This window comes from Kribbella speibonae (assembly GCF_004331375.1).
In the GTDB taxonomy this organism is placed as follows: domain Bacteria; phylum Actinomycetota; class Actinomycetes; order Propionibacteriales; family Kribbellaceae; genus Kribbella; species Kribbella sindirgiensis.
Window position 1 is genome coordinate 2,143,952 of the sequence record NZ_SJKC01000001.1, and the last position, 25,813, is coordinate 2,169,764.

The 25,813-nt window shown below is 67.1% G+C and carries 32 protein-coding genes; 20 read left to right on the forward strand and 12 right to left on the reverse strand.

Features of this window, described 5'->3' with window-relative positions; translation table 11 throughout:
* Positions 1 to 21: 21 nt before the first annotated feature.
* From E0H92_RS10840 to E0H92_RS10850, 3 genes are all read right to left on the reverse strand, one after another.
* The gene (locus E0H92_RS10840; protein ID WP_131496122.1) at positions 22 to 1,011 is read right to left on the reverse strand and encodes a methyltransferase; all 990 of its coding nucleotides are present in this window, start codon (positions 1,009 to 1,011) and stop codon (positions 22 to 24) included.
* Between the two features lie 19 nt (positions 1,012 to 1,030).
* On the reverse strand, positions 1,031 to 1,798 hold the full coding sequence (locus tag E0H92_RS10845) for a polysaccharide deacetylase family protein (RefSeq protein WP_131496123.1): 768 nt from the start codon (positions 1,796 to 1,798) through the stop codon (positions 1,031 to 1,033).
* Between the two features lie 69 nt (positions 1,799 to 1,867).
* Complete coding sequence (locus tag E0H92_RS10850; protein WP_238173371.1) at positions 1,868 to 2,734, reverse strand: DUF817 domain-containing protein; 867 nt, start codon at positions 2,732 to 2,734, stop codon at positions 1,868 to 1,870.
* 67 nt (positions 2,735 to 2,801) lie between these two features.
* Here E0H92_RS10850 and E0H92_RS10855 point away from each other — a divergent pair, with 67 nt between their 5' ends.
* Together E0H92_RS10855 and ychF are read left to right on the forward strand one after the other, a co-directional pair.
* Entirely contained in the window at positions 2,802 to 3,323 is a 522-nt protein-coding gene (locus tag E0H92_RS10855) for a GNAT family N-acetyltransferase (RefSeq protein ID WP_131496124.1), read from the forward strand.
* A 45-nt stretch (positions 3,324 to 3,368) separates the two neighbouring features.
* Positions 3,369 to 4,445: a redox-regulated ATPase YchF gene (gene ychF / locus E0H92_RS10860; protein WP_131467237.1), complete on the forward strand. Its 1,077-nt coding sequence runs from the start codon at positions 3,369 to 3,371 to the stop codon at positions 4,443 to 4,445.
* A 159-nt stretch (positions 4,446 to 4,604) separates the two neighbouring features.
* On the opposite strand, the gene E0H92_RS10865 is transcribed toward ychF, so the two are convergent.
* Together E0H92_RS10865 and E0H92_RS10870 are read right to left on the reverse strand one after the other, a co-directional pair.
* Positions 4,605 to 5,453 carry a reverse transcriptase family protein gene (locus E0H92_RS10865; protein ID WP_131496125.1) on the reverse strand — a complete coding sequence of 283 codons (849 nt, stop codon included), beginning with the start codon at positions 5,451 to 5,453 and terminating at the stop codon, positions 4,605 to 4,607.
* Between the two features lie 310 nt (positions 5,454 to 5,763).
* Positions 5,764 to 6,459, reverse strand: coding sequence for a hypothetical protein (locus E0H92_RS10870; protein WP_131496126.1), 696 nt, complete (start codon positions 6,457 to 6,459; stop codon positions 5,764 to 5,766).
* Positions 6,460 to 6,585: 126 nt separating this feature from the next.
* Between E0H92_RS10870 and E0H92_RS45740 the strand changes: the two genes are divergently transcribed.
* From E0H92_RS45740 to E0H92_RS10890, 5 genes are all read left to right on the forward strand, one after another.
* Positions 6,586 to 6,744: a DUF6357 family protein gene (locus E0H92_RS45740; protein ID WP_420843814.1), complete on the forward strand. Its 159-nt coding sequence runs from the start codon at positions 6,586 to 6,588 to the stop codon at positions 6,742 to 6,744.
* 128 nt (positions 6,745 to 6,872) lie between these two features.
* On the forward strand, positions 6,873 to 7,253 hold the full coding sequence (locus tag E0H92_RS10875) for a helix-turn-helix domain-containing protein (RefSeq protein ID WP_131496127.1): 381 nt from the start codon (positions 6,873 to 6,875) through the stop codon (positions 7,251 to 7,253).
* Positions 7,246 to 8,514, forward strand: a complete 1,269-nt coding sequence (locus E0H92_RS10880; protein ID WP_131467244.1) for a type II toxin-antitoxin system HipA family toxin — start codon at positions 7,246 to 7,248, stop codon at positions 8,512 to 8,514. The genes E0H92_RS10875 and E0H92_RS10880 overlap by 8 nt, the downstream gene beginning before the upstream one ends.
* 143 nt (positions 8,515 to 8,657) lie before the next feature.
* Entirely contained in the window at positions 8,658 to 9,350 is a 693-nt protein-coding gene (locus E0H92_RS10885) for a DUF5984 family protein (RefSeq protein WP_131496128.1), read from the forward strand.
* A 52-nt stretch (positions 9,351 to 9,402) separates the two neighbouring features.
* Complete coding sequence (locus E0H92_RS10890; RefSeq protein WP_131496129.1) at positions 9,403 to 9,903, forward strand: hypothetical protein; 501 nt, start codon at positions 9,403 to 9,405, stop codon at positions 9,901 to 9,903.
* Positions 9,904 to 9,915: 12 nt separating this feature from the next.
* Here the strand turns inward: E0H92_RS10890 and E0H92_RS10895 are convergent, their stop codons facing one another.
* Positions 9,916 to 10,182, reverse strand: coding sequence for a helix-turn-helix domain-containing protein (locus E0H92_RS10895; RefSeq protein ID WP_131467249.1), 267 nt, complete (start codon positions 10,180 to 10,182; stop codon positions 9,916 to 9,918).
* A gap of 45 nt (positions 10,183 to 10,227) precedes the next feature.
* Between E0H92_RS10895 and map the strand changes: the two genes are divergently transcribed.
* Positions 10,228 to 11,001, forward strand: coding sequence for a type I methionyl aminopeptidase (gene map, locus E0H92_RS10900; protein WP_131467250.1), 774 nt, complete (start codon positions 10,228 to 10,230; stop codon positions 10,999 to 11,001).
* Between the two features lie 3 nt (positions 11,002 to 11,004).
* Here the strand turns inward: map and E0H92_RS10905 are convergent, their stop codons facing one another.
* Complete coding sequence (locus tag E0H92_RS10905; protein WP_131496130.1) at positions 11,005 to 11,937, reverse strand: helix-turn-helix transcriptional regulator; 933 nt, start codon at positions 11,935 to 11,937, stop codon at positions 11,005 to 11,007.
* A gap of 61 nt (positions 11,938 to 11,998) precedes the next feature.
* Between E0H92_RS10905 and E0H92_RS10910 the strand changes: the two genes are divergently transcribed.
* Both E0H92_RS10910 and E0H92_RS10915 read left to right on the forward strand, forming a co-directional pair.
* The gene (locus E0H92_RS10910; RefSeq protein ID WP_131496131.1) at positions 11,999 to 12,811 is read left to right on the forward strand and encodes an ATP-binding cassette domain-containing protein; all 813 of its coding nucleotides are present in this window, start codon (positions 11,999 to 12,001) and stop codon (positions 12,809 to 12,811) included.
* Positions 12,812 to 12,859: 48 nt separating this feature from the next.
* Positions 12,860 to 13,594, forward strand: a complete 735-nt coding sequence (locus E0H92_RS10915; protein ID WP_131496132.1) for a class I SAM-dependent DNA methyltransferase — start codon at positions 12,860 to 12,862, stop codon at positions 13,592 to 13,594.
* Here the strand turns inward: E0H92_RS10915 and E0H92_RS10920 are convergent.
* Genes E0H92_RS10920 through E0H92_RS10930 form a run of 3 tightly spaced genes read right to left on the reverse strand, consistent with a single transcriptional unit; the run spans position 13,581 to position 15,863 of the window.
* Positions 13,581 to 14,468 carry an aminoglycoside phosphotransferase family protein gene (locus E0H92_RS10920; RefSeq protein WP_131496496.1) on the reverse strand — a complete coding sequence of 296 codons (888 nt, stop codon included), beginning with the start codon at positions 14,466 to 14,468 and terminating at the stop codon, positions 13,581 to 13,583. The two genes, E0H92_RS10915 and E0H92_RS10920, sit on opposite strands and share 14 nt — an antisense overlap.
* 44 nt (positions 14,469 to 14,512) lie before the next feature.
* Complete coding sequence (locus E0H92_RS10925; RefSeq protein ID WP_131467255.1) at positions 14,513 to 15,178, reverse strand: hypothetical protein; 666 nt, start codon at positions 15,176 to 15,178, stop codon at positions 14,513 to 14,515.
* Positions 15,179 to 15,212: 34 nt separating this feature from the next.
* Positions 15,213 to 15,863, reverse strand: a complete 651-nt coding sequence (locus E0H92_RS10930; RefSeq protein ID WP_202873570.1) for a LysE family translocator — start codon at positions 15,861 to 15,863, stop codon at positions 15,213 to 15,215.
* Between the two features lie 147 nt (positions 15,864 to 16,010).
* Here E0H92_RS10930 and E0H92_RS44100 point away from each other — a divergent pair, with 147 nt between their 5' ends.
* The 7 genes from E0H92_RS44100 to E0H92_RS10960 all read left to right on the forward strand — a co-directional run bounded on the left by E0H92_RS44100 (position 16,011) and on the right by E0H92_RS10960 (position 21,820).
* Positions 16,011 to 16,187 carry a DUF5302 domain-containing protein gene (locus E0H92_RS44100; protein ID WP_157996243.1) on the forward strand — a complete coding sequence of 59 codons (177 nt, stop codon included), beginning with the start codon at positions 16,011 to 16,013 and terminating at the stop codon, positions 16,185 to 16,187.
* A 72-nt stretch (positions 16,188 to 16,259) separates the two neighbouring features.
* Positions 16,260 to 16,961: a GntR family transcriptional regulator gene (locus E0H92_RS10935; protein ID WP_131496133.1), complete on the forward strand. Its 702-nt coding sequence runs from the start codon at positions 16,260 to 16,262 to the stop codon at positions 16,959 to 16,961.
* A gap of 88 nt (positions 16,962 to 17,049) precedes the next feature.
* On the forward strand, positions 17,050 to 18,153 hold the full coding sequence (locus E0H92_RS10940; protein WP_131467257.1) for a TIGR03364 family FAD-dependent oxidoreductase: 1,104 nt from the start codon (positions 17,050 to 17,052) through the stop codon (positions 18,151 to 18,153).
* Positions 18,150 to 19,175 (forward strand): 2-aminoethylphosphonate ABC transporter substrate-binding protein, encoded by a 1,026-nt coding sequence (locus E0H92_RS10945; protein ID WP_131496134.1) that lies wholly within the window; start codon positions 18,150 to 18,152, stop codon positions 19,173 to 19,175. Before E0H92_RS10940 ends, E0H92_RS10945 begins: the two co-directional genes overlap by 4 nt.
* Positions 19,172 to 20,227, forward strand: coding sequence for an ABC transporter ATP-binding protein (locus E0H92_RS10950; RefSeq protein WP_131496135.1), 1,056 nt, complete (start codon positions 19,172 to 19,174; stop codon positions 20,225 to 20,227). Before E0H92_RS10945 ends, E0H92_RS10950 begins: the two co-directional genes overlap by 4 nt.
* Positions 20,227 to 21,042: a 2-aminoethylphosphonate ABC transporter permease subunit gene (locus E0H92_RS10955; protein WP_131467260.1), complete on the forward strand. Its 816-nt coding sequence runs from the start codon at positions 20,227 to 20,229 to the stop codon at positions 21,040 to 21,042. Before E0H92_RS10950 ends, E0H92_RS10955 begins: the two co-directional genes overlap by 1 nt.
* Positions 21,026 to 21,820, forward strand: a complete 795-nt coding sequence (locus E0H92_RS10960; RefSeq protein ID WP_131496136.1) for an ABC transporter permease — start codon at positions 21,026 to 21,028, stop codon at positions 21,818 to 21,820. The genes E0H92_RS10955 and E0H92_RS10960 overlap by 17 nt, the downstream gene beginning before the upstream one ends.
* On the opposite strand, the gene E0H92_RS10965 is transcribed toward E0H92_RS10960, so the two are convergent.
* Positions 21,780 to 22,220: an SRPBCC family protein gene (locus tag E0H92_RS10965; RefSeq protein ID WP_131496137.1), complete on the reverse strand. Its 441-nt coding sequence runs from the start codon at positions 22,218 to 22,220 to the stop codon at positions 21,780 to 21,782. The two genes, E0H92_RS10960 and E0H92_RS10965, sit on opposite strands and share 41 nt — an antisense overlap.
* On the reverse strand, positions 22,210 to 22,527 hold the full coding sequence (locus E0H92_RS10970; protein ID WP_131285674.1) for an ArsR/SmtB family transcription factor: 318 nt from the start codon (positions 22,525 to 22,527) through the stop codon (positions 22,210 to 22,212). The genes E0H92_RS10965 and E0H92_RS10970 overlap by 11 nt, the downstream gene beginning before the upstream one ends.
* Before the next feature lie 55 nt (positions 22,528 to 22,582).
* On the opposite strand from E0H92_RS10970, the gene E0H92_RS10975 reads away from it, so the two are divergent.
* From E0H92_RS10975 to E0H92_RS10990, 3 genes are all read left to right on the forward strand, one after another.
* Complete coding sequence (locus E0H92_RS10975; RefSeq protein WP_131496138.1) at positions 22,583 to 23,764, forward strand: cytochrome P450 family protein; 1,182 nt, start codon at positions 22,583 to 22,585, stop codon at positions 23,762 to 23,764.
* Between the two features lie 98 nt (positions 23,765 to 23,862).
* Positions 23,863 to 24,492 carry a DedA family protein gene (locus E0H92_RS10980; protein ID WP_131496139.1) on the forward strand — a complete coding sequence of 210 codons (630 nt, stop codon included), beginning with the start codon at positions 23,863 to 23,865 and terminating at the stop codon, positions 24,490 to 24,492.
* A 78-nt stretch (positions 24,493 to 24,570) separates the two neighbouring features.
* Positions 24,571 to 25,812, forward strand: coding sequence for a polysaccharide deacetylase family protein (locus E0H92_RS10990; protein ID WP_165549741.1), 1,242 nt, complete (start codon positions 24,571 to 24,573; stop codon positions 25,810 to 25,812).
* Position 25,813: the final 1 nt, after the last annotated feature.

A 25,813-nucleotide genomic window follows, 5' to 3' on the forward strand; every position in this document is an offset into this window, starting at 1 on the left:
GACAGTTTCTGAATCCCACGCTCAAGAAGCCTCGATGACGAACATGTCGCTGGCGGTCGGGATCGTCCTGAGGAGCGTCAGACCGGCCGCGGCGAGCAGGCTGCGGTACTCGTCCGTGGTGCGTTCCCGGCCGCCGGTCATCACGAGCATGTTGAGATCGGTGAACGCCGTACGGACGGGATCCGGTGCCTGATCCAGCAGTTGTTCGAGGATCAGCAGCCGGCCGTCCGCGGGCATCGCGCGCCGGCAGTTGCGGAGGATCTCGATGGCCTCGGCGTCCGTCCAGTCGTGGAGCACCGACTTGAGCAGGTGCAGAGATCCCTCCGGGACCGCCTCGAGGAAGTTGCCTCCGGCCACCTGGCAGCGGTCCGCTACGCCCGCCGCGAGCAGCACCTCGTGCGCTCCCGCGACGACAGCGGGCTGGTCGAAGAGCACGCCCTCGACGCCGGAGCGGCGCGACAACAGCGTGCTGAGCAGCAGACCGCGGCCACCGCCGACGTCCACGATCGTCGGGAAGCGGCCGAAATCGTACGCCGACGCGATCGCGTCCGCCTGGGTCTTCGAGACCGAGAGCATGGCGGCGTCGAAGAGCTCGCGTTCCGGCGGGTGCGTCGCGCGGTACGACCAGAGCGATTCGCCGTGGACGGCAGGGAACGCGGTCTCACCGGTACGGATGCTGTGCTCCAGAGCGCCGTACGCCTGCCATTGCGAACCCTGACCGACGTACCAGGCCCAGCCGGCGATCGAGTGCGGCGCATCGGTCCGCAACGCGTCGCCGAGCTCGGTGTTCTCGTACCTGCCCTCGGTGTCGGCATACAGCCCGACGGCCGTCAGCGCGCGCAGCAGCCGGGCCAGCGCCGCAGGGTCCGACGAGGTCAGCTCGGCGAGCTCGGGCAGGCTCTTCGGGCCGTCGGCGAGCAGATCGCTGATCCGCAACGTCGCGGCGACGTGGATCGCCTGCGTCACCTGGAAGCCGGAGGCGAGGCCGTACAGCTGTCGGGAAGCATCCATGTCTGCCATCGTCCGCCGCTCAGCAGTTCCTCGCGGGGAACGTGTAGCCCTGGGCCTTCAGGAGCGGGAGGACCTTGTCCAAGGCCGCGACGGTCTGGGCGCGGTTGCCGCCGCCGTCGTGCATCAGGATGATGTTGTGGTTGTGCGCGTGGGTGAGGATGTTGTGCACGATCGCGTTCGTCCCCGGGCGGGCCCAGTCGCGCGGGTCGACGTCCCACAGCACCTGGACCATGCCGGCCGCCTTGATGTCGGCGCGGACCTTCGGGTTCGAGGCGCCGTACGGCGGGCGGAAGCAGGTCGACTCAGGTCCGTCGAAGATCTCGTGGTGCCGCTTCGCCGCCGAGATCGCGGTCAGCTGCGGGTGCGTGATCGAGTGGCTGCCGATCGTGTGACCGGCGGCGAGCACCTGCTCGCGCAGCCCGGGGTGCGCGGCCTGCATGGAGCCGAGCTCGAAGAACGTCGCGTGGGCGCCGTACTTCTTCAGGACCTGCAGGACCTTCGGCGTCCAGTACGGGTCCGGCCCGTCGTCGAAACTGAAGAACAACACCTTCTTGTTGCCGGAGGCAAATTCCGCGGTCGGGTTCGGCGCCGGCTTGCGCGGCTTCGACGGCGGCGCGTTCAGCGTCGGTGTCTCCGTAGGTGTCGGCGCCGGCGTTGTCGTGCTCTGCGTGGTGGCGGCGGCCGGTCGTGGTTGCCGCTCGTGCCCGAGTGCCAGGACCAGCAACGAACCGACGACGACGGCCAGCGCCACCCCGGTCGCGACGAATGCGGCGAACTTACGGGACATGACTTTCCCCTTGTACCTAAGGCGGTTCCCCAGCGCCCCCTCAGGCGCCCTCACATCACAGAAGACGCCTTACCCGTCAGCTTGGTTGGCGTTGCCGTGTTGCGGTGATGTCTCGACTGTTGCGGTTCCGCCGCGGTGGTACAGCCGGCCCTCCAAGGACTTCACGCTCGCGACGAGCACGAAACTCATGCTCACCAGCAACGACCACGCGCCGAACTTCGACGGATGGACGAGCCGCCACACACTCACCTGGTCGGGATAGTTCCAGGCGTCGAGGAACGTGCCGAAGTTCTCCGCGATCCACAGGAAGAACCCGATCAGCGCGAACGACAACGCCAGCGGCATCCGGTAGCGCCGTACGCCGACCGTGAAGAAGACCCAGGTACGACGCAACACGACGAGCAGACCGAGTGCGATCGGGATCCGCAGGTCGGGGATCCACTGATGGGTGAAGAAGTTCGCGTAGATCAGCACCGCGAAGATCGTGGTCAGGACCGGCCGGTAGTTGCTCACCCGGAGGTCGAACCGGCGCCACGCCTGACACAGGTAGCTGCCGACCGCGGCGTACATGAACCCCGCGAACAGCGGTACGCCGGCGACCTTCGTCACCGCGTCGCCCGGGTACTGCCACGAACCGACCCGGACCTTGAACAGCTCCAGCCCGAGCCCGACCAGGTGGAACCCGAAGATCACCGCGACCTCACGCCACGTCTCCAGCCGCACCACCCAGAACAGCAGTGTCAGGCCGAGGCAGTAGATCAGAAGCGCGTCGTACCGGGCGATCGGGAGGTGGACGTACTTCGAGATCGCCAGGCCCGCGAACAGGAACCCGGGAAACAGGCACGACACCACCTCCAGCCACCCGAACCGCAGGAATTGCAGGCAGCCGAACACGAAGCGTGAGGGAATCCCGATCCGATCCGTCCAAGTGGTCACAGGATGGAGACGTTGCTTGCGATCACGTAGTTCGGCCATTTAGGAACAGCCTAGGGAGGTGGGGAGCATGGTGGTTTTCGAGACTGACCGGCTGGTGGTGCGGGACTGGGCGGACCCGGACGGCGACCGGGTCTTCGACATCTACCGTCGCTGGGAGGTGTCCCGCTGGCTCGGCGCCGAGCCCCGGGTGATGACCGATCGCGGGGCGGCGACGAAGGCGATCATGCGGTGGAACGAGCGCAGCCGCGAGGCGCCGTACGGCGTCTGGGCCGTGGAGGAACGGGCCACCGGGACGATCGCGGGCACCGTACTACTGACCCCGCTACCGGACCCGACGGACGGTACCGCAGGCCGCGGCGAGGTCGAGGTCGGGTGGCATTTCCATCCGGACGCCTGGGGCCGCGGCCTGGCGACCGAGTCGGCGCGGGGTGCGATCGAGCACGGGTTCCGGGCCGGGATCGGGCAGATCTACGCGGTCGTCCGCCCGGCCAATGTCGCGTCGCTGGCCGTCTGCGGGCGGCTCGGCATGCGCCCGATCGGCCGCACCAGCCGCTGGTACGGCGCGGAGCTCGAGGCGTTCCTGATCTGACGCGGATTGGGGGTACGGCGGTCCGGCCGCGTAACCTTGCCTCCCGTGGCACTCACCATCGGAATCGTCGGGCTCCCGAACGCGGGCAAGTCCACCCTGTTCAACGCGCTGACCAAGAACGACGTACTCGCCGCGAACTACCCGTTCGCGACCATCGAGCCGAACGTCGGAGTGGTCGGTGTCCCGGACCCGCGGCTGGGGAAGCTCGCCGAGCTGTACAGCTCGCAGAAGGTGATTCCCGCCACCGTCCAGTTCGTCGACATCGCCGGCATCGTCCGCGGCGCGTCGGAGGGTGAGGGCCTGGGCAACAAGTTCCTCAGCCACATCCGCGAGTCGGACGCGATCTGCCAGGTCACCCGGGTGTTCCGCGACGACGACGTCACGCACGTCGACGGCAAGGTCTCGCCGGCCGACGACATCTCCACGATCCAGACCGAGCTGATCCTCGCCGACCTGCAGACCGTCGAGAAGGCGATCCCGCGGCTGGAGAAGGAAGCCCGGCTGAAGAAGGAGTCGGCGGTCGTCCTGGAGGCGGTCCGGGAGGCGCAGAAGCACCTCGAGGCCGGTACGCCGATCATCGCCACCGGCGTCGACCGGGACGCGATCCGCGAGCTGATGCTGATGACCGCGAAGCCGTACCTGTACGTCTTCAACTGCGACTCCGACGAGCTCGCCGACGAGGATCTCAAGCAGAAGATGCGGGACCTGGTGGCGCCGGCCGAGGCGATCTTCCTGGACGCGAAGTTCGAGGCCGAACTGGTCGAGCTCGGCGACGAGGACGAGGCCCGCGAGATGCTCGCCGAGATGGGCATCGAGCAGCCCGGTCTCGACGTACTGGCGCGCGTCGGGTTCGACACCCTGGGCCTGCAGACCTACCTGACCGCCGGTCCCAAGGAATCCCGCGCCTGGACCATCAAACGCGGCGCCACCGCCCCCGAAGCCGCCGGCGTCATCCACACCGACTTCCAGCGCGGCTTCATCAAGGCCGAAATCGTCTCCTTCGACGACCTCATCGAAGCCGGCACCCTGAACGCCGCCCGCTCCGCCGGCAAGGTCCGTATGGAAGGCAAGGACTACGTCATGCAGGACGGCGACGTGGTCGAGTTCCGCTTCAACGTCTAAAGGACACCGCCTCCGGCGGCGCCTGTTCCTTTGGCGCCTCCGGCGCAGCCTCGCGAGGCGGTCGCCACCGAAGCTCGGCGAGGCGCTGACGGACGCCTCGGCTCTGGGCTCAATCCCCCGGTGGAGGAGCTTAGGCCTGCATCTCGCACGTTCGGTCGGTCACTCAACCGCACGGTGGGCCGGGACGAACGGCAGCGATGCCGTCGGCGTATAGAACGGCAGAGTCTGCTGTGGCGCGTTCTCTACGTCAGTCAGGAATTCTCGCCTGGAGCGCTGCGCGCGTTCGACGCGGTCATCGGTTCGCTGAGGAATCAGCTCGCCGAAGGCGGTCGGATACTTGGCTTCCAATCGGGTGGCGAACTCTGGTTCAACGGACCTCGCATAATGGAACTGGCCCAGCAGCCGACTCGCCGTGCGCTCGGGGTGGGCACCGATCTTGTTGGCATGTCCTGCCAAGCCGAACCTCTCGACGAAGTAGAACTCGCGGCGGAGTCGCGATTTGAGTCGCTTGCGAAGACGCGGCCTTGATGCGTCGGAAATCGCCAATCCGGTGACGAACATCGGCTGTCCATGCTTGAACGACTTCGTCTTCGATGCATTCAATTCGAATCCGCTGGAGGTCAAGGCTGCGCGGACCTCGCTGCTTACGTCAAACATGGCTTGGGCACTGAATGACAGGTCATCAGCGTAGCGAGTGTAGGCAAGGTCCCGTTCGTCAGCTAGCGCAATCATGGCATCGTCGAACGACATCAATACCAGATTCGAAATGCGCGGGCTCGTCCTGGCTCCGAGAGGGATTCGATCATTACATGAAACTAGCCGGCTGAGCATGGTAGCCGCGCCGGGGCCAAAACCGATATTGCGTAGCGCGGCCCGAATCTGAAGCGTTCTTATGTTGATGAAAAAATCTTTGATATCAAATTTTTGCAGATATCTGGCTCCGGCGTGCGGCCGGGCGTTTGTGATCGTAGATCTTCGGGCTATGAACCCGTTAACCTCTCTTCTCATTGCCAGGTCGACGGGGAAATAAGGGAGTTTATCCGTCGGTGAACAAGATCCAGCTGGTGGTTCGGGACGGAGACGCTTCGCAGCTTATTGCGAATCCAGAAGTAATTCAGCTGGTAGGCCCCGCCGGAGTCGCAAGTCGTGGCCAGGTGTTCCAGAGCGTGGGTTGGCTTGCCAAGCGGGACTTCCAGCGAGGCGACAGACTGATGACACGTGAACTCAAAGAGTGGGACCGGGGGTGCCATAGCGGGATTCTCACACATCACATGGTCACGGGGACGACTCGTCCCCAAGGCTGCGGCACCCCCAGCGTCTACAGTATAGGGTGCTTTCTGCCGCCCAGGTGTCGGTCGTCGTCGAAGTCGATGAGGTAAGCGTAGCTTCTGCCCAATGCGACGAAGCGCCCCTCTTGGAAGTCTGAGGCACCTTCTAAAAGGTGCGCTCGCGTGACGCCAAGAACGTAGTCCGTCGCCGCCAGGCATGGTGCGGACTTCGTGCCACGTAGTGCTGTGGCCGACCCGATACCAGGGATCGTATTCTGCAGCACCGACCAAATTTTTCCGTACAGTGGATCCATCGTCGAGTTCTGCTCAAATACGACAGTGAGCTTGTAGTCGCGGTATCGAGCAAGGACGCTTGACAGCAACGTGCCGTACATTGCCACAATGAGGTCGGTCGTGCTGAGTTGCGCATCGTTTCTTGAATAGGCTGCGTAAGCTCGGTAATCGATCGAATCGAGCGCCGAGAGAAAGGTGTTTCCGACTGACTCGCTGTCTTCAGTGAAATGGAAGCCAACTTCTGAGAATCTTCGACGCTTCGATGAACGGTGCCACAAAGAAGCATCACCTAGCGTGCGCCCGTATGCGTCAATGATCGCCGCTTCCGCTCGGGCGACATCGTGATATGCGGTTGCGCCAACCATTGTCAGGGGATCAGTTGGCGCGGTTCCGGATTCGTCCAAGAATAGAAAGACCGGCAGGCGATCTTCAGGATCCTTTTCGTCGGCCATACGCAAACGATAGCCTCACCGCACGCTTAGTCCGAGACGTGAGCTCTCGGCACCAAAAACATTGCACGCGCAAGGATCCCTGGGCGCGGTCCCTAGGCGGACGATCCGGCGCTGTAGTCCGACGTACTGCGAGTGATGGCCACCGCGGGGCGAGCGTGCGCCAGGATGCGGGTCGGCCGCGATCCACGCCGGGAAGAACGTGCGACGGACAATCGTGCCTTTGACCTGATGGCGGCGACGGGATGGTGTGCGGTACACGCCTCGAGCTTGTCGACGACTCGGTGATCACCGTGAGGTTTCTGATGCCGCCTTCGTGTTCGCCAGTGTCTTCGTTCGTAGACACCGGCTTCTTGTCTTCGTTCGTGTACAGAGGCACACTGTCTATGAACGAGGACAACGGAGGGAGGGATCGAATGCGCGATGTCACGATCGCAGACTGGAACAAGTTCGGGGCGACGATCAAGGCTGAGCGTGCACGGCTGGCGTTGAGTCAGCATGAGTTGGCGGCCCGGGCCGGGGTCTCTCGTTCCTGGCTGGCAAAGCTTGAAGCAGGTCACCGTGGAGCAGAGTTCGAACAGATTCTTCGTCTGCTCGACGCTCTCGGCTTATCGTTGGTTCTCCGTTCTGGTGCGACTGCGCCTGCCGCGGACGGGCCGAGTGCTACAGCTCATCGTGTCGGCCAGGATTTCGACGCGATGCGAGAGTTGATGGACAAACGCCAGCACAGCGCGGAGATCCGCCGACGTGCGTGGTCCGCTGGCCGGCACAAGCCGGCGCGATCCGACCATGGCTGAGCGCTTGGCCGTCCTGCTGTACGGACAGGTTGTCGGCCGGTTGGAGCGGATGGCGAGGGGAGACCTTCCGAGCTTCAGTTATGAGGGCGCCTATGCAGCTTCCGGTGCTGTGCCGCTCTCGTTGCGACTCCCGATCGCGCTGACCACGTATTCGGAGCAACGGGTCGAGCCCTACCTGCGTGGGCTCCTTCCGGAAAACAGAGAGACGCTCGCGCGATGGGCCGACCGGCTCGGTGCAGTGCCGGACGACATCTTCGCGATTCTGGCCGAGATGGGATGGGAATGTCCTGGCGCGGTGCAGTTCTGTCGTCCGGACGAGATTGACGACCTGCTGAGCCGGAACGGTGAGTACAAGCCGATCAGCGATACCGAAATCGCTGAACGCTTGCGTGAACTCGTCGATGAGCCGGCCTCTTGGAGCATGCCCGGCGAGCACTGGTCGTTGGGAGGACAGCAGGAGAAGTTCGCGCTCACGATGCTCGCCGGTCAATGGCACGAGGCGCACGGATCCGCTGCGACGACACACATCATCAAGCCCGGTATCAAGGCCCTGCATCACCAAGCGCTTGTCGAACACCTCACGATGGCTGCAGCATCTGACCTCGGAGTCGACGTTGCGGCAAGCCGCATTGTTCAGTTCGATGACCAGTGGGCCCTGGTGGTCGAGCGCTTCGACCGCATCATCGGACGTGACGGTTCAGTCGTGCGCGTCCATCAAGAGGACTTCTGTCAGGCGCTTGGCCGGCTTCCTGACATGAAGTACGAGTCCCGTGGTGGACCCCGGCTCACCGATATGGCAGGTGCCGTCAGGAAGTGGTCGTCAGAGCGAGACGACGATTTGATGGCTCTCGCTGACTTCGCGGCTGTCAATCTCGTCGCAGGCGCACCTGATGGACACTCGAAGAACATCGCGCTTCTCTTGGCTCCTGATGGCCGCCGTCGGATAGCGCCCCTCTACGACCTCGCCACAGGTCTCAGCTACGACCGAGGATCGGTCGAACGAAGCGTCGCGCTCTCCGTCGGAGGCGAGCGGATCTTCAGTCGGATAAGGCGTAAGCAGTGGGAGAAGGCCGCCGGTACTGTGGGCCTGGAAGCCGACCTGGTGATTGGCCGCGTCCGCGGGCTGGCCGAGCAGTATCCGGATGCGTTCGAGCGTGCGGTAGTCCAGGCCCAGGGCATCCCGGGAGCGGACGAGGTTGGCGCCCGGACCCTGCCTGCGTTGCGCGAACACTGCAAACGTCTCGTCCAGCAATTGGCTTGAGAGCTACATCATCTTTGCTCCCAGGGCAGATGGTTCGTTGCCAGCGGCTGGGGCGCTCTGTGAGCATGGCGGGCGTGGACGACCTCTCTACCTCTGCCCATGCCGCGGATATCTCGCGTTGGAAGAGCCAGTCGGGTCTCGAGATGCCGATTCGCTTTCGGTTCGGTCTTCATCCGCTGGCGGAGGTTGGGCTGTGGGGCGGCGACAGGCCGACTCTGCATTGGTTCGGCCTCACTGACGGCTGGTACCGGATCGAGCTGGGTGATGTTCACCTGCTGAAGTTCGCGGCCGACTACGACATCCCGTACGTCGACTACCACGTCGTACGGCTGTGGGAGGACCTGCTGGCGCTCCTGCCCGCAGCACTCGAGGAAGTGCCGCCCGACCTGATCGACTTCCTGGAATCCGACAGCCGCGACTGGTGCGAGGTCGAGTCCGAAGCAGTCGACGCAGCCATCGACTGCTGGTCCGATCGGAGCCTGAACTTCAGCTACCTCCGCGAACCGCCGAGCCTCCGCTGCTGGCGAACCGGTGACGACATCACGATCGACTGGAATGCCCCCGCCAACTTCGCCGAGCCCCGAACCCTGCGAACCACAGTCACCGTCGCTGACTTCGTCTCCGCCGTCGACGAACTTCACACCACGTTGATGGCCGCCATGGAAGCCCGCATCATCGAAGTCGAAGCCTCCCCACGCCCAGGCGTCGACCTCGACCTCGCCAATCTCCACCGCGAACACCAGGAGCGCGCCCAGTGGCTCACCCACGCCAGTTCTCGCATCCGCACCACCGATTGGACCGCCGTACGAAGCGGAGCCACCCAACTACAGCCCTGACGTTGATCCGCGACGCGACCAGGTCGAGTTCCGCTTCAACGTTTGAGTGCGGATGAGTTCGCCGAGGAAGCCCTGGACGGTCCAGTGGCATGTCGGCGCGGACGGGACCGTGATCAGGCAGCGGTCCAAGGGTGACCAGCCGCACCAGCAGCTGTACGGGCGTTACACCACGAGCAGGCGGCTGGGGATCGCGGAGCTCGATGCCTTGGACGATCGGCTCGCGCGGGACAAGAAGGTCATCGGCGGGTTCGTCCGCGGACTCGTCGTACTCACCACCGCGGCGTTCGCGTGTTTCGTGGTCGGCGTCGTACTGGGGTGGCTCGGGGTCGACGCGGCCCGGTACCTCGTGGCACCTGGGCTGATCGTCCTCGTCGGTGCGATGATCTGCGCCGGCGGAGGACACGGACTGATGATGAGCCGGTGGCATCGAGCCTGGGGTGAGGCCGGGTTCGAGTCGCCCAACCCGGTGACGATGTCCGCTCGTGAGGCGCACGAGATCGTCGGAGCGCCCGGTGCGGTTTCGGGGCGCAGGACGCGGGTCGAAAGGGCCTGAGGCTCCTGGTGCTCAGGAAACCAGTCGCTTGGCGGCCGGCCGGTTGACCTCGGACCAGAGGGTGTCGAGGGACAGGCCGAGGACGTCGGCGATGGCCGCGATGGTGGGGAAGGCCGGAGTGGCGACGCGGCCGGACTCGATTTTGCGGAGGGTTTCGGGGGAGACGCCGGCGTCCAGGGCGGTTTGGAGCATCGAGCGGGTGCCGCGGGCGCGGCGGAGGAGGGCGCCGAGGCGTTCGCCGCGCTCGACCTCTGCGGGGGTGAGCGGCAGTCTGACCATGACCCGATAATAGTACCGGGATAATAAGACCGGTATAGTTATTGCATGATCGAGATCCTGGATGCGCGTGAGCTGGCGCAGGCGAAAGAGAGCGGTGCGCTGGTCGGCGGGATTCTGCAGTCGCTGAAGAGCCGCACCGCGGTCGGCACGAACCTGCTGGACATCGACCAGTGGACGAAGGCCCTGATCGCCGAGGCCGGAGGGCAGTCCTGCTATGTCGATTACGAGGCGTCGTTCGGGCGCGGGCCGTTCGGGCACTACATCTGTACGGCGGTCAACGACGCCGTACTGCACGGAAAACCGTCCGATTACCAACTGGCTGATGGCGACCTGCTGACGCTTGATCTCGCCGTTTCGCTGGGCGGGATCGCGGCCGACGCAGCGATCAGCTTCATCGTGGGTGAGACCAAGGCTCCTGCAGATGTGGCGATGATCGACGCGACCGAGCGTGCACTCGCGGCTGGGATCGCCGCCGCTCGGCCGGGCGCGCGCGTCGGCGACATTTCGCGAGCGATCGGGACGGTGCTCGGCGCCGCGGGGTACCAGATCAACATGGAGTTCGGCGGTCACGGCATCGGCTCGACGATGCACCAGGACCCGCACGTCTCGAACATGGGCAGGCCCGGCCGCGGCTACCAGCTCCGCCCCGGCCTGCTGCTGGCCCTCGAGCCGTGGGTCATGCAGGACACCGCCGAACTCGTCACCGACGACGACGGCTGGACCCTCCGCAGCATCACCGGCTGCCGCACCGCCCACACCGAACACACGATCGCCATCACTCCAGACGGTCCTGAGATCCTCACGCTGCCGAGCGCCTGAGTGCTAGTGATTGTTCGCGATTTCGCGGGCGGCGTTGCGGACCAGGGTGATCAGTTCGGGTGGGGCGATGACCTGGGCGGCGCCGGCTTGGGCTAGGACGGCGGCTTGGGCTTCGTCGGGGTTCTCGAGGTCGGTGTGGATGATCCACCAGGCGGGGTCTTCGGTGGGGAGCAAGAGTGACGTCGGGCGGAAGCGGCGGAGGGCGTGGTCGTGGACCTTCAGGACGATTGGGTACGACGGGTGCGAGGCCTGGAACTCGCGCTGGGACTGGGACCAGTAGGCAGTCAGGTCGAAGCCGGCCGGTCTGGTGAAGGTGTCGGTGGTGAGTTCGGCTGAGGTCAGGCGGGAGAGGCGGTAGGTGCGGAGGCGGCCGTCGGTGCGGGCGGCGACCAGATACCAGGTACGTGCTTTCGCGACGAGCCCGAGCGGCGCGACCGCGAACGAGCCGCGCGGTGGTTCGCCGTACGTGATTTCTAGGTGGTGTTCTTGCCAGAGGGCTTGGCGGCAGAGGTCGAGCCAGCGGGGGGCTTCGCGGTGGTCGTCCCAGCCGGCGTGGTCGATCAGGAGGCGTTGGCGGGCGTATTCGGCCTCGCGCCGAGTGCTTTCGGGAAGTGATGCGATCAGCTTGGTGACGGCGAGTTCGCTGGAGGCGTCGAGGCCGAGGTCCGCGAGGACGTGGGCGGTCGCGCCGACAAAGACCGACATCACCTCAGACGGCGTCAGCCCGGTCAGCCGGCTGCGGTAGTCGGGCAGCAGCGTCCATCCACCGCCGCGCCCGCGAATCGAGTACACCGGAACACCGGCAAGGCTCAGCGCGTCGAGGTCCCGCTGAATCGTGCGCGACGAGACGTCGAGCGCGGCGGACAGCTGCGCAACCGTCGACTGACCACGCGTCTGCAGATGCAGCAACAGTCGAAGGAGCCGTTCGGCACGCATCCTCCGACTATCTCAAGAAAACAAGCCAAGGGTTGTCGTCTTTAGAACCTACGTTCGCCCCATGACAGCCGTCGACGTGGAAAACCTCTCGATGTCCTACAAGGCTCCGATCCGCAAGAGCGGGCTGAGGGCGGCATTCGGTTCGCTGGTACGCCGCGAGTACAGAACCGTCCAGGCCCTCGACGAGGTGACATTCACGATCGCCTCGGGTGAGGTCGCGGGGTTCATCGGCCCGAACGGCGCCGGCAAGACCACAACGATGAAGATCCTCTCCGGGATCCTGCACCCGACCGGCGGCGCGGTGCGGGTCCTCGGCACCGTCCCCTGGCAACGCCGCTCCGCCTTCCTCAAGCGGATCGCGTTCGTGCGCGGCAGCCAACCGGTCGGCGGTTCGCAGGAGCTGACGGTCATGGACTCCCTCGAGTACCAGCGCCTGCTGTACGACGTCCCGCGCACCACGTTCCGCCGTACCTTGGCCGAACTCGAAGCGCTCCTCGAGCTCGAACCGCTACTGGAGCGGCAGCTCCGCGCACTGAGCCTCGGCGAGCGGATGCGGGTCGGCCTCGCGATGGCGCTGATCTACCGCCCCGAGGTGCTGTTCCTCGACGAACCGAAGCTGCAGTTGGACGTGTTCTACCACTCGGCCTGGCAACTCGGCCGTTACCCGACTGACGTCTTCTCCCGCCCGCTCCGCATCCTCCTCACCTACGTCTTCCCGATGGCGCTCATCGCAAGTGTCCCCTCAACCGCACTGCTCCGCGAACCCGAAGTCGGCGTACTGCTCGCCGGAGTGTTCGCAGCAGCAGGAGCAGCCTCCCTGGCAGCGCTGGCTTGGCGGGCTGGGTTGCGTCGTTACACCGGGGCGACCTCGTGAGAGAAATGCGGTCGCTGGGTGGAGGGTGGGCGGGCTAGCGTGATCGGCATGGTTGATGCCAAGTTTGGGGTAGGTCGGCTGGCTGCGGTGTATGACGGGTTTGAGCCGGATCGGGTGGATCTGGAGCATTACGTGGCGATGGTGGGGGAGTTCGCCGCGCGGCGGGTGGTGGATGTGGGGTGTGGGACGGGCGTGCTGGCTTGTCTGCTGGCGGGTGACGGGGTGGACGTTGTCGGCGTCGATCCGGCGGAGGCTTCGCTGGAGGTTGCTCGGGGCAAGGAGTTTGCGGATCGGGTGCGCTGGATCCACGGGGACGCGACGACGTTGCCGCCGCTCGAGGCGGACCTCGCGGTGATGACGGGGAACGTGGCGCAGGTGTTCCTGACTGATGAGGACTGGGCCGCGACGTTGCGCGGGGTGCATGCGGCGTTGGCCACGGGCGGCCGTTTCGTGTTCGAGACGCGGGATCCCGCGGCGCGGGTGTGGGAGGAATGGGGGAAGTGGACGCGGGAGAACACGCACCAGGTGGCGCCGGTCGCGGAGGGCGGGACGGTGGAGACCTGGGGTGAGTTGCTCTCGGTCGAGCTGCCGTTCGTGTCGTTCCGCGGTACGTACGTGTTCTCGTCCGACGGCGCCGTACTCACCTCGGACTCGACGCTGCGGTTCCGGGAACGTGATGAGCTCGAGCAGTCGCTCACCGCGGCCGGGTTCGCGGTCGACGACGTACGGGACGCGCCGGACCGCCCCGGCAAGGAGTTCGTCTTCGTCGCTAGGCGGCTTTGAGCAGCGCGGTCAGGGTGTGGTGGGCGGTGCGGGACATGACCGGGTTGGTTTCGACGTAGTACCAGAGGCAGCCGATGGCCTGGGCGAACGCCCAGCCCATGCCGCGGCGCCAGTCGACGTCGTCGCTGCCGAGCGCGGTGCGAAACGCCTCGCGGGCGGTGGGGTCGAAGAGGTTCCACGCGGGCTGCAGGTCCATCGCCGGGTCCGAGACCGTGAACATGCCGACGTCGATCACCCCGGCCAGCCGACCGTCCTTGGCGAGCAGGTTGCCGGGCATCAGGTCGCGATGCGTCCACCTGTCGGGTTCGGTGCGCGGCGTCGTCCGCAGGTCGGCCCACAACCGGGTCAGGGCGTCGACGTCGATCATCCGGCGACTGCGCTCCAGGCAGTCCGCGACCCACTCGTCCTGCGAGGTCAGCAGCCCGCCACGCCCAGAACTGGTGAAGACGCGTCCGTCGGTCGGATGCGCCCGCAAGGCGAGCACGAAACGCGCGAGATCCTCGGCGAACGCGGTTGATCCGGCGACATCGGCGTCGTACGCGATCGTGCCGTCCACCCAGGTCTGCACCGCCCACGGCAGCGGATAACCAGCGCCCGGCGTACCGATCGCGACCGGCGCAGGAGTCGGGTACGGCGACATCGCGCGCAACCGCCGCGCCGCATCGGCCTCGTCCTCGAGTTCCCGCTGCACTTCCGCCACGTCACCGGGCTGGATCGGGAACCGGGCGGCCAGTTCGTCACCGATCCGGAACACCGCGTTGACGGTCCCGTGCGACGGTACGGCGCGCACCGCGAGCGCACTCCAGTCCGGGAACTGATCCTTGACGAGCCCTTCGACGAGCTCGACCGTTACCTCCAACTGCCCTTCGTGCATCACGCCCAGAAGTATCCGGGAGCCACACGACCGCTGCACACGATTTAGACCAGGACTGCAGGGGCGACCCGAGCTGATCCGATCCCACGGTCCGGTTTACCCAGCCGGAACCGGACCTTGCCCTTCAGTACCGTCCCGGACTCGGCCTGCCCGTCGACCAGGTCTTCACCGGGGAACAGCGTGAAGGTCCACCGCTCGTTGTTCTCGCAGTCCGGCGGCGTCGCACCACACTGCAGCACGCGCGCGCCCCACACCTGGCGGGTCATCCATTGCCTGGTGTCCTGCCCGTCCACGATGAAATCGTCCGCGGTGATCACGTCGTTGTAGCTGCCGAGCGACGGGCCGTACGACCCGATCACGGTCGCCACGAGCTGCCACGGACGATCGCCCGGGAGCGCGACCCCGGCCGGCAGGCGCTCGTCGAACACATCGGGTGACGGCAGCTCACGAGGCAACGGTCCGCGCGTGTCCAGCTTCGAAGGGTCCGGGACGAGGAGTACGCCGTACTCGACCTCGTCGGCGAAGCGGGCGCCGGCGAAGTGCTCGGTCAGCGCACGCGTGGCGTCCTCGGCGCGTTGCCAGGCGAACGTGTCGAGTAGGTACTCGCGGGTGATCGCGGGCAGTCCGCGATCACGGACGAGGTCGGCGACCGGCCCGGTGCTCCAGGCTGTGACGAGCCGATCGAGGGACGAGGCAACGAAATCGTTCATCCCGCCCGAGGCTAGCCGCCGGGTCGGACAGTTCTCAGTGGGTGGCGAGGGGGCGGGCGCGGTCGGTGGCCAGGCGGATGGCGAAGACCGCCAGGGCGGTGCCGGTGAGGTAGCGGTGGATACGCATCCAGGTCGGGCGGCGGGACAGGAACACGGCGACCGAGCCGGCGGTGATCACGAAGACGGCGTTCATGGCCACGCCGACCGTGAGCTGGGTGAGCCCGAGGATCATGCTCTGCAGACCGACATGACCGCGGGACGGATCCAGGAACTGGGGGAGCAGCGAGATGTAGAGGATCGCGATTTTCGGGTTCAGCAGGCAGGTGAGCAGACCCATGCCGAACAGTTTGCGCGGGCGGTCCGGCTCGAGTTCCTGGGTGGCGAAGACCGACGTACCACCGGGGCGGAACGCCTGCCACGCGAGCCAGAGCAGGTACGCCGCGCCGGCCAGCTTCAGTGCGACGTAGATCTCAGGGACCAGCGCGAAGAGGGTCGCGAGGCCGGCGCTTGCCGCGAGCAAGTACGTGAGGAAGCCGAGGCCGACGCCGGCCAGCGAGATCAGGCCCGCGCGGCGGCCCTGGGCGATCGAGCGGGAGATCAGGTAGATCATGTTCGGTCCCGGCACGATCACCAGACCCAGCTCGACCAGGGCGATCCCGAGCAGTGCCTCGTTGCTGACCAGCATTCCGTATCCCTCCCTCGACGTACGACGAACCTAACAGCGGCACCCAGGCGGCCGCCGGGGGTTTCCGCGAGCTGGAATCCACTCGCGGCGGCACTCACCCTCGGTTAGCGTGGGGTCCGTACGCCTACGGTTTGTGAAGGAGACGGTATGAGCGACAAGTCCAGCGAGCCGGCGGACGATCTGCAGAAGAAGTTTCGGGAAGCGCTCGAGAAGAAGAACGCCGGGAAGCACTCGCATCCGGGATCCGGAGTGCGGGGGCAGGGCGTCGGCGACGCGCACAACGACAAGCAGAAGCGCCAGTTCCGGCGCAAGTCCGGCAGCTGAGTTCCGCCAAACTGTTCCATCCATCCGCATGAGCCCCGGGTTGCCGCCCGGGGCTCGACTATTGTCGGCACTGTGAGTGAGCCGCTGCATTTCGTGGTGAAGACCAAGCTGGTGGACGTGCTGGAGCGGCTGGGCGAGGGAGCGGCGTTGCCGCCGGAGCGGGTGCTCGCCAAGGAGTTCGGGGTGTCCCGGTGGACCATGCGGCAGGCGATCCGGGAGCTGATCGCCGACGGCCGGCTGCGGGCGCGGCAGGGTCAGGGAACGTTCGTCGCGACGCCGAAGCTGGTGCAGCCGCTGGCGCTGGTCAGTTACACCGAGGCGTTGCGGGCCCAGGGGCATACGCCGGGGCGTGAGGTGGTCGCGTTCGACGAGGTGATCGCCGACGCGGACCTCGCGGAGCAGCTCAAGGTCGCCGAGGGGGATCCGGTGCACCGGCTCGAGCGGGTGCTGTTCGCGGACGGGCAGCCGATCGGGCTCGAGACGACGTACCTCTCGGTCGCGCGCTTCCCGACGTTGCGTGAGGTGCTGGATCCGACCGGCTCGCTGTACCGGTGCCTGACCGGTCAGCTCGGGGTGCGGTTCGGTGACGGCGAGGAGCTGGTCGAGACGGTGATCGCGACCCCGCGCGAGGCCGAGCTCCTGAAGGCCACCCAGTCGCTGCCGATGCTCCTCCTGCACCGCAACAGCCGCGACACCGCCGGCGAACCCATCGAGGTCGTCCGCTCCCTCTACCGCGGCGACCGCGTCGGCTTCCGCGCCACGCTCCGCCCCTAGTTCCCCGACTGTTCACGGACCGGTCGCCCTTCCCGCACGCTAGCTTCATTGGTCCGGACCAATCTTGGTCCCGACGAGAGGAGCCGGTATGCGGGTGGTTGTGGTGGGTGGTGGGGTGCTGGGCACGTTTCATGCCTGGCAAGCGGTACGGCGGGGGCACGAGGTGCTGCAGGTCGAACGGGAACTCGAGGCGCGCGGCGCGAGTGTGCGGAACTTCGGCCTGGTCTGGGTCAGCGGCCGCGCCGACGGGGCCGAGATCGAGCTGGCCCAACGCGCCCGTGATCTGTGGGCCGAGGTGCCCGGCGTCGGCGTCCGTCCGGCCGGCTCTCTGACGGTCTGCCGGACCGAGGCCGAGCTGGCGGTCGCCAAGGAGGCCGCGGCGCGACCGGACGCGGCGGCCCGCGGGTTCCAGGTGCTCGACGCGGAGCAGACCCGCGAACGCAACCCTGCCTTGAAGGGCGACCTGCTCGGTGCGTTGTGGTGTACGCGGGACGCGATCGTCGAGCCGCGTGAGGTGCTGCCGGCGCTCCGGGCCGAGCTGCTGAAGACGAACCGCTACCAGTTCCTCGGCGGACGGGAAGTGCGCAACGTCCACGCCGGCCGGGTCGTCGACGACCACGGTACGACGCACGCGGCCGACGTCGTCGTTCTCTGTACGGGTGCGTGGCACAGCGGGCTGATCCGGGAACTCATCGACGACCTTCCGGTACGCCGGGTGCGCCTGCAGATGATGCAGACGGCGCCGCTCGACGACACGCTGACGACCGCGGTCGCCGACGCGGACAGCTTCCGGTACTACCCGGCGTACGACGGGGCGGCCCTCGACGAGCTGGCCCCGCAGGACCCGATCGCGGCCGATCACAAGATGCAGCTGCTGATGGTGCAGCGGACGCACGGCGGACTGACGATTGGCGACACCCACGAATACGACGAGCCGTTCGGATTCGACGTACAGAGCGATCCGTACGACTACCTGCAGGACACCGCGGAGCACCTGCTCGGCCGCAAGCTGCCCACGATCGTGCGGCGCTGGGCCGGTGTGTATTCGCAGGCGACCGGCGACGAGGTGATCGTTCGGCGCGAAGTCGCCGACGGCGTGCACCTGGTGACCGGTCCCGGCGGGCGCGGGATGACCATGTCGCCCGCGATCGCCGAGGCGACGTTCGACGCTATCGGAAGGATCGAGAAGTGAAGGCACTGAAGACCCTGCTCGCCGCCACCCTGTTGCTCGCCGGAACGGCCGCGTGTGGTGGCACCGGAGCCGCGTCCACCGGCGACGGCGGGGCGAAGACCGTCACCGTCTACACCGCGGACGGTCTCGCCGACGGGTACAAGACCCGCTTCGACGCGTTCACCCAGCAGACCGGGATCAAGGTCCAGACGGTCGAGGCCGGCTCCGGCGAGGTGGTGTCGCGGCTGCAGAAGGAGAAGTCGAATCCCCAGGCCGACGTCGTAGTGACGCTGCCGCCGTTCATCCAGAAGGCGTCCCAGGACGGTCTGCTGCAGAAGTACGACGTACCGGGCAGCGATCACGTGCAGGGCGTCAAGGGTGACGACTATGTCGCGGTCGTCGACAACTACCTGTGCTTCATCGCGAATCAGAAGGCGGGTACGCCGAAGACGTTCGACGATCTGCTCGACCCGAAGTTCAAGGGCAAACTGCAGTACTCGACGCCCGGGCAGGCCGGGGACGGCACCGCCGTACTGCTGTTGCTTCAGCACCTGCTCGGGAAGCAGGGCGCACTGGACTACCTGAAGAAGCTGGAGACCAACAACGTCGGCCCGTCCGCGTCGACCGGCAAGCTACAGCCGAAGGTCAGCAAGGGCGAGTTGCTGGTCGCGAACGGCGACGTGCAGATGAACGCGGCGTCGATCGCGAACGACAAGTCGGCGTTCAGCATCTTCTTCCCGGCGGCCGCGGACGGCAAGCGGACGACGGTGGCGCTGCCGTACGTGATGGGTCTCGGCGCCGGTGCGCCGAACGTTGACGGCGGCAAACAACTGATGGCGTACCTGCTCTCGGTCGACGCGCAGAAAACGGTTTCGGAAAACGCGTTCGGGCTGCCCGCGCGGGACGACGTGAAGCCTGCGGACGCGAACTTCCTGGCGGTCCAGAAGTCGACGCAGGGTGTCGAGGTCTGGCAGCCGGACTGGTCCGCGGTGCTGAGCGAGCTCGACGCGGACGTAGCGGCGTACACGAAGGCTGTCGGATGACGGTTGAGCTCGAGGACGTGACGGTCCACTTCGGCAGGACGTGCGCCTTGGAAGGGTTCGATCTGAGCGTCGCGGCCGGTGAGACGGTCGCGCTGCTCGGGCCGTCGGGCTCCGGGAAGTCGACCGCGTTGAAGGCGGTGGCGGGATTCGTCCGGCCGAGCCGGGGGCGGATTCGGCTGGGCGGTAGCGACGTCACCGACCTGCCGCCGGCGAAGCGCGGGATCGGCGTGGTGGTCCAGCAGTACGCGCTGTTCCCGCATCTGCGGGTCGCGGACAACGTCGCGTTCGGGCTGCGGGCGGCGCGGAAACCGAGGGCCGAGGTCGTCCGCCGAGTCGGCGAGATGCTCGAGATGGTCGGAATGACGTCGTATGCGCGGCGGTTTCCGCGGGAATTGTCGGGCGGGCAGCAGCAGCGGGTCGCGATCGCGCGGGCGCTCGCGATCCGGCCGTCGGTGCTGCTGCTCGACGAGCCGCTGGCGGCGCTGGACGCGCGACTGCGAGCGGACATGCTCGGCGAACTGCAGAAGCTGCGGCGGGAGGTGCCGGACATCGCGATCGTGTACGTGACCCACGACCAGTCCGAGGCGCTGGTGCTGGCGGACCGGATCGCTGTCATGCGGGACGCTCGTCTGGTCGACGTGGCCCCGGCGGCCGACCTGTACGCCGCTCCGCCGTCAGCCTTCACCGCTTCGTTCCTGGGAGGCGCGAACCTGCTCCCGGTGGAGACGTCCGGCGACAGCGTGAAGCTGGCCGGCCAGCTAGTCCCGGGACTGCAAGCAGCGCGCGACAAGAGCCTGCTGTGCATCCGGCCACACGCAATCCGCCTGGAGTCCCCGAGCCGTGGTGATGAGGTGAGTGGGGTTCGGGTTGTCGGGCGGGTGGTGGCGGTGCAGTGGCGTGGTGCCGTTAGTCAGGTTGTGTGTGAGGTTGACGGGGTGGGGGATGTGCGGGTCGAGGTGCCGGTGGATCGGTGGGTGCCTGGGGTGGGGGAGCGGGTTGTGGTGGCGCTGCCGGTGGAGGGTTGCAGCCTGGTGCCGGCGGAGGCGGGCTGATGGCTGTTGAGTTGTTGGGGGTCCCTGCGGTCAGGGAGTCTCAGCGGCGGCGGGACGGGAAGTGGTTGTGGGTGTTGCCGCCGCTCCTGCTGATCGCCGTCCTCGTCGTCTACCCGTTGGTGCTGGTCGCGGTGGAGTCCGCTCCGGCGTGGGGTGAGGTCGTCGGATCGGCAGAGTTCCGGAATGCCCTCCTGCGCACCGTGCAGATCGCCGCGAGCTCAACCGCGGGCTGTCTCGTGGTCGGCACCTTCCTAGCCGTCGTGATCAGCTTCGTGCCGTTCCCGGGCGCTCGCATCGTCGCCGGACTCGTGGACACGATGCTCGCGCTCCCGTCGTTCCTCGTCGCACTCTCGTTCACGTTCATCTACGGCGCCACCGGCATCCTTCGCGCCGGCGGCTTCCTCGCCTCGCCCTGGGCCGTCGTACTGGCGGAGATCACCTTCTACACACCCTTCGTCCTGCGACCGTTGCTCGCGGCAATGAGCCGACTGCCCCGCGCACAACTCGACGTGGCGGCAAGTCTCGGCGCGGGACCGTGGCGAGTACTGCGGCAGATCGTCCTGCCCGAAGTACGACCAGCCCTCGTCGCCGGCGGCAGCCTCACGCTCCTGCTGACGCTGAACGAGTTCGGCATCGTCCTGTTCCTCGGCGCGAAGGGCACCACCACGCTCCCGATGCTGGTGCACACCAAGGGCATCGTGATGTTCGACTATCCAGGTGCCTGCGTGATCGCCGTCGTACAGATCGCGCTGTCCCTCGGCCTGTACGCCGTACTTCGAGTGGCACTGGGAGGCCGCCGTGCTCGTCTGGACTAGGAGCGGCAAAGCGATCGTCTGGACCGTGTTCGCCGTCGTCTTCGGACTGCTGTTCCTCGCACCGTTCGTCGTCGTGATCGCGGCCGCGTTCGCCGGCTCCTGGAACGGCGTCTTGCCGTCGGACCCAACCGCAGATCACCTGAGACAAGCGCTGAACGGCGACGAACTGGCCTCGCTGTCGGTCAGCCTGCAGACCGCGTTCATCGCCGGCCTCCTGGCGGTCGTCTTCGGGACCTGGGGCGCCCTGTCGGCCGCGGGCACCCGCTTCCAGCGGGTCGCGGACGCGATGCATCACCTGCCGATCGCCGTACCGTCCGTGGTGGTCGGGCTCGGCCTGCTGGTCGCGTTCTCCCGCCAGCCGATCCTGCTCAACGGCACGAAATGGATCGTGGTGATCGCGCATCTCGTACTGATGGTTGCCTTCAGCTACGGAACGGTGTCCGCCGCACTGCAACAACGCATCGACCCGTCGTACGCCGATGTCGCGGCGTCACTCGGAGCGTCGCCGGCCCGCGTGCTGTGGCGGGTCCGGTTGCCGATGCTGCTGCCCGCGATCACGTCGGCCTCCGGCCTGTCCGTCGCGCTGTCCATGGGCGAGGTCGGCGCGACGATCATGGTCTACCCGGCGTCGTGGCGGACGCTGCCGGTGAGCATCTTCGCGCTGACCGACCGCGGTCAGGCGTTCGCCGCCGCGGCCGAAGCGGTGGTGCTGCTCGCGACCACCGTCGTCCTCGTCCTCATCCTCGATCGGTTGCGGGGTCGGGCTGGCGAACGGTGAGCAGCTCGGCCAGTCGCTGGACCTCGGGGTCCCATCCCTGACGGTGGTTCGCGGCGTCCTCGGCGGTCGGGAAGCCGGTGTGGCTGAGCAGCATCCGGGTGCCGTCGGGGACCTCGGACAGTTCGACCTCGACGCGGGTCGGCGCGTCGTCGGTGCCGTCCCACTTCCAGCTGAACACCAGCCGGTGCGGTGGCTCCACCTCGAGGTAGGTCCCACGCACCACGTGCGGCCCCATCTCCACGACGTACGAACCACCGGTGCGGACGTCCGCCTGCACCTTCAGGTCGAGCTTCGGGTTCGGGCAGTACCACTGGACCAGGAGATCGGCCCGCGTCCAGGCGTCGTACACCCGTCCGATCGTTGCCGGAAGCACCCTTTCGATCCGGATCTCAGTGTCCATCGCCGTCCCCTCGCAGGAGTTCTTCCAACCGGTCCACGGTGCCGTTCCAGTACGCCGTGAGGTCGCCGAGCCACTGCTCCACCTCGGAGAACGCCTCCGGCCGGAGCGAGCACACGACCGTACGACCGACCCGCCGCCGGCTCACCAGCCCGGCGTCGACCAGCACCGTGACGTGCTTGGTCATCGCCGGCGGCGTGATCCGGTGCGGCTCGGCCAGCTCGCCCATCGTCGCGTCACCCCGGCTCAGCCGGCCGACGACGGCCAGCCGGGTCGGGTCCGCGAGCGCTCCGAACGTCGTACTCAGCACGCGCAATACTTCACCAAATGGTGAACTGTTCTGTCAAGGGTCGTACGCTGGCTGAATGCGGCAGCCGTTCACGGAAACCAGTGGAATCGCCCGCCACTGGGGCTTCGAAGACCTCGCATCCACAGGCCCGGTGCAACGCCTGACACTGTTCACCGGCGTACCCGTCCAGCTCGTCACCGGGTACGCCGAGACGCGCGAGCTGCTCGCCCATCCCGACGTGGTGCGCTCGCCGCTGGACGGGCCGCACCGCGACAGCGTCATGGACGACCTGATCGCGCGCACCGAACAGCACATGCTGGGCGCGAACCCGCCGGACCACACCCGGCTGCGCAAACTGGTGACGGCCGCGTTCACCCGGCGCCGGATCGAGGCGCTCGAGCCGAGGATCCGGGAGATCGCCACCGGCTTGCTCGACGAGATGGCCGCCGCGGACGAGCCGGTCGACCTGGTGAACGCGTACAGCTACCCGCTCCCGATCACCGTCATCTGCGAGCTGATCGGCATTCCGGCCGTCCGGCGCGACGACTTCCGCCGCTGGTCGTCGGTGTTCGTGAACGCCGCCGTGTACACCGCCGACGAGTACATCGACGCGACGACCTCGATGCTCGCCTTCGTCCACGAGCTGATCGTGCAGAAGCAGCAGGCGCCGACCGACGACCTGCTGTCCGCCCTGATCGCGACCCGCGACGGCAGCGACCGGCTCAGCGAGGACGAGCTCACCTCGATGGTCTTCCTGCTGCTCGCGGCCGGCCACGAGACGACGGTCAGCCTGATCACGAACGGAGTGCACGCTCTGCTTCGACATCCCGACCAGCTCGAGCTGCTGAAGAACGAGCCCGAGCGGCTGCCCACGGCCGTCGAGGAACTCCTCCGGTACGACGGTCCGCTGCAGGCCGCGATCCCGTACATCGCCGCCGCGCCGATCGACATCGCCGGGACCCGGATCGAGGCCGGTGAGGTGATCGTGTTCGCGCTGCTCCCGGCGAACCGCGACGTACGGAAGGTCGAGCGGGCCGACGAGCTCGACATCACCCGGACCGACACCGCGCACCTCGCGTTCGGGCACGGTATCCACCACTGCCTCGGCGCCCCACTCGCGCGGCTCGAGGGCCGGATCGCGCTCGGTCTGTTGTTCGAGCGGTTCCCGCGGCTGCGGCTCGCCGTACCCGAGCAGGATCCGCCGCGGCACCCGAGCCTGCTGATGAACGCGATCCGCGAACTCCCTGTGCTGCTCTGACCTCAGCCAGTGGCATCGGCTGAACATCGGGTGAACCAGGCCTGAATCACATCAGTGGGATTGCGGCTCTCTTGACGATGAATGGCATCCTTGGCCGGGTGACGGAGCTGATAGAGGTCGCGCGACACCTGCTCGGCCTTGCGATGGCCTCGCACTGGCTGCTGCTCATCCTGTTCGCCGCGGCCCTGATCGACGCGGTGTTCCCGGTGGTGCCCAGCGAGGGCATGGTGATCACGGCCGGTATGGCCGCGGCCGCCGGCCACCAGAACCTGCCGCTCGTCATCGCGGTCGCGATGGCCGGCTCGGTCATCGGCGAGTCCGTCTGCTACTTCCTGGGCCGCGGCTCCGGACCGGCCCTGCACCGCTGGATGAAGCGCCAGGAGCGCCGCCAGCAGCTGTACGAGAAGGTCTCGGCCGCACTGCATTCGCGGGGCGGGCTGATCCTGATGACGGTCCGCTACATCCCGGGCGCCCGGATGGTCGCGACGCTGACGGCGGGCGCGACGCGGTACTCGTTCAAGAAGTTCATCGTCTTCACCTTCGCCGGCGTGACGATCGCCTACACGTACGTCGCCCTGCTCGGGTACCTCGGCGGTGACGCGTTCGCGCACGACCAGCTGAAGGGGCTCGCGTTCAGCCTGAGCCTGGCCGCGGTGATCGGTCTCGTCGTCGAGACGTCCCGCCGGATCGTGGTCAAGCGCCGCGCGATGAAGGTCACAGGCGCTTAACGATCCCCGCCCCGGTTTCCCCGCGGGCGCGTGTCCCGCACCAACCTTTCCTGACGTTCATGCGTCAGTAGACCCGTGGTGAGGCCTGGGGCAAACCTCGCGGCCGCCGCGGTGGTCATCGCAGCGGCCCTGACCGGATGCGCCGACGTACCCCTCGAAGGCGCTCCCACCCCCACCTCTTCCGCATCCACTCCCGCCGCACCTCCTGCGACCAAACCCACCGCGACCACCGCGACCAAACCCACCGCGACCAACCCCACCGTTGGGCCCACGCCCACCCCCACCACCACTGCGTCGCCGCCGAACCCGACCCCGCCGAAGCCGTCGACGCCGCAGCCAGGCAAGCCACCGGCAGCAGCCCCTGTACTGCGGTCCTTTCCGGGACGACTGCCCAGCGGCAAACCGCCTCTCTTCGTAGTCGTCTCCTTCGACGGCGCCGGCGACCTCATGCTCTGGGCCCGCTGGCGGGCGGTCGCGCGACAGGTCAACGCACGGATGACGTTCTTCCTCTCCGGCCCGTACCTCTACCCAGGCGACCACCGCACCGACTACAAACCGCCGTACAAGAAACCCGGCGCCTCCGACATCGGCTGGGGCGACACCGCGAACATCCTCGGCCGGACGAAAGTACTGCGAGAGGCGATCGCCGAGGGCCACGAGATCGGCACCCACGCGAACGGCCACTTCTGCGGCGCAACCGGCATCGGCCGCTGGACCACCGCCCAGTGGACCGCCGAACTGAGCGCGTTCGACCAAATGGTGCGCACCGGCCCGTCACTCGCGGCCGGCAAAACCGTCGAGCCGCCGTTCGATCCCGCCACCGTGAAGGGCATGCGGACCCCGTGCCTGGAGGGCGACCGCCCCGCGTATCGCCTCGCGATGGCGCAGCGCGGCATGCTGTACGACGCCTCCGCGCCTGGGTACATCGCCTGGCCGAAGAAGGCCGACGGGCTGTGGAACTTCCCGCTCGAATCGGTGACCCTGGCCGGAACCGCGAAGAAGACGCTGACGATGGACTACAACTTGTGGTTCGCACAGACCCAGGCGCGCAAGGCACCGCTCGCCCAGGCACCGGCGTTGAAGGCCCAGGTCCTCGCGACCTACCGGCAGGCGCTCGCGAAGTCGCGCGCGAGTGGCAACCCGCCGTTGTTCCTCGGCAACCACTTCAACCGCTGGAACAACAGCGTGTACTCCGACGCGTTGACCGCGTTCGTCACGGAGACGTGTACGCAGCCCGACGTACGGTGCGTGTCCAACATGGAGCTGGCGAGCTGGCTGGCGAAGTACGGCGTACCGCGTGGTCCGCGGCAGCCGTCATAGC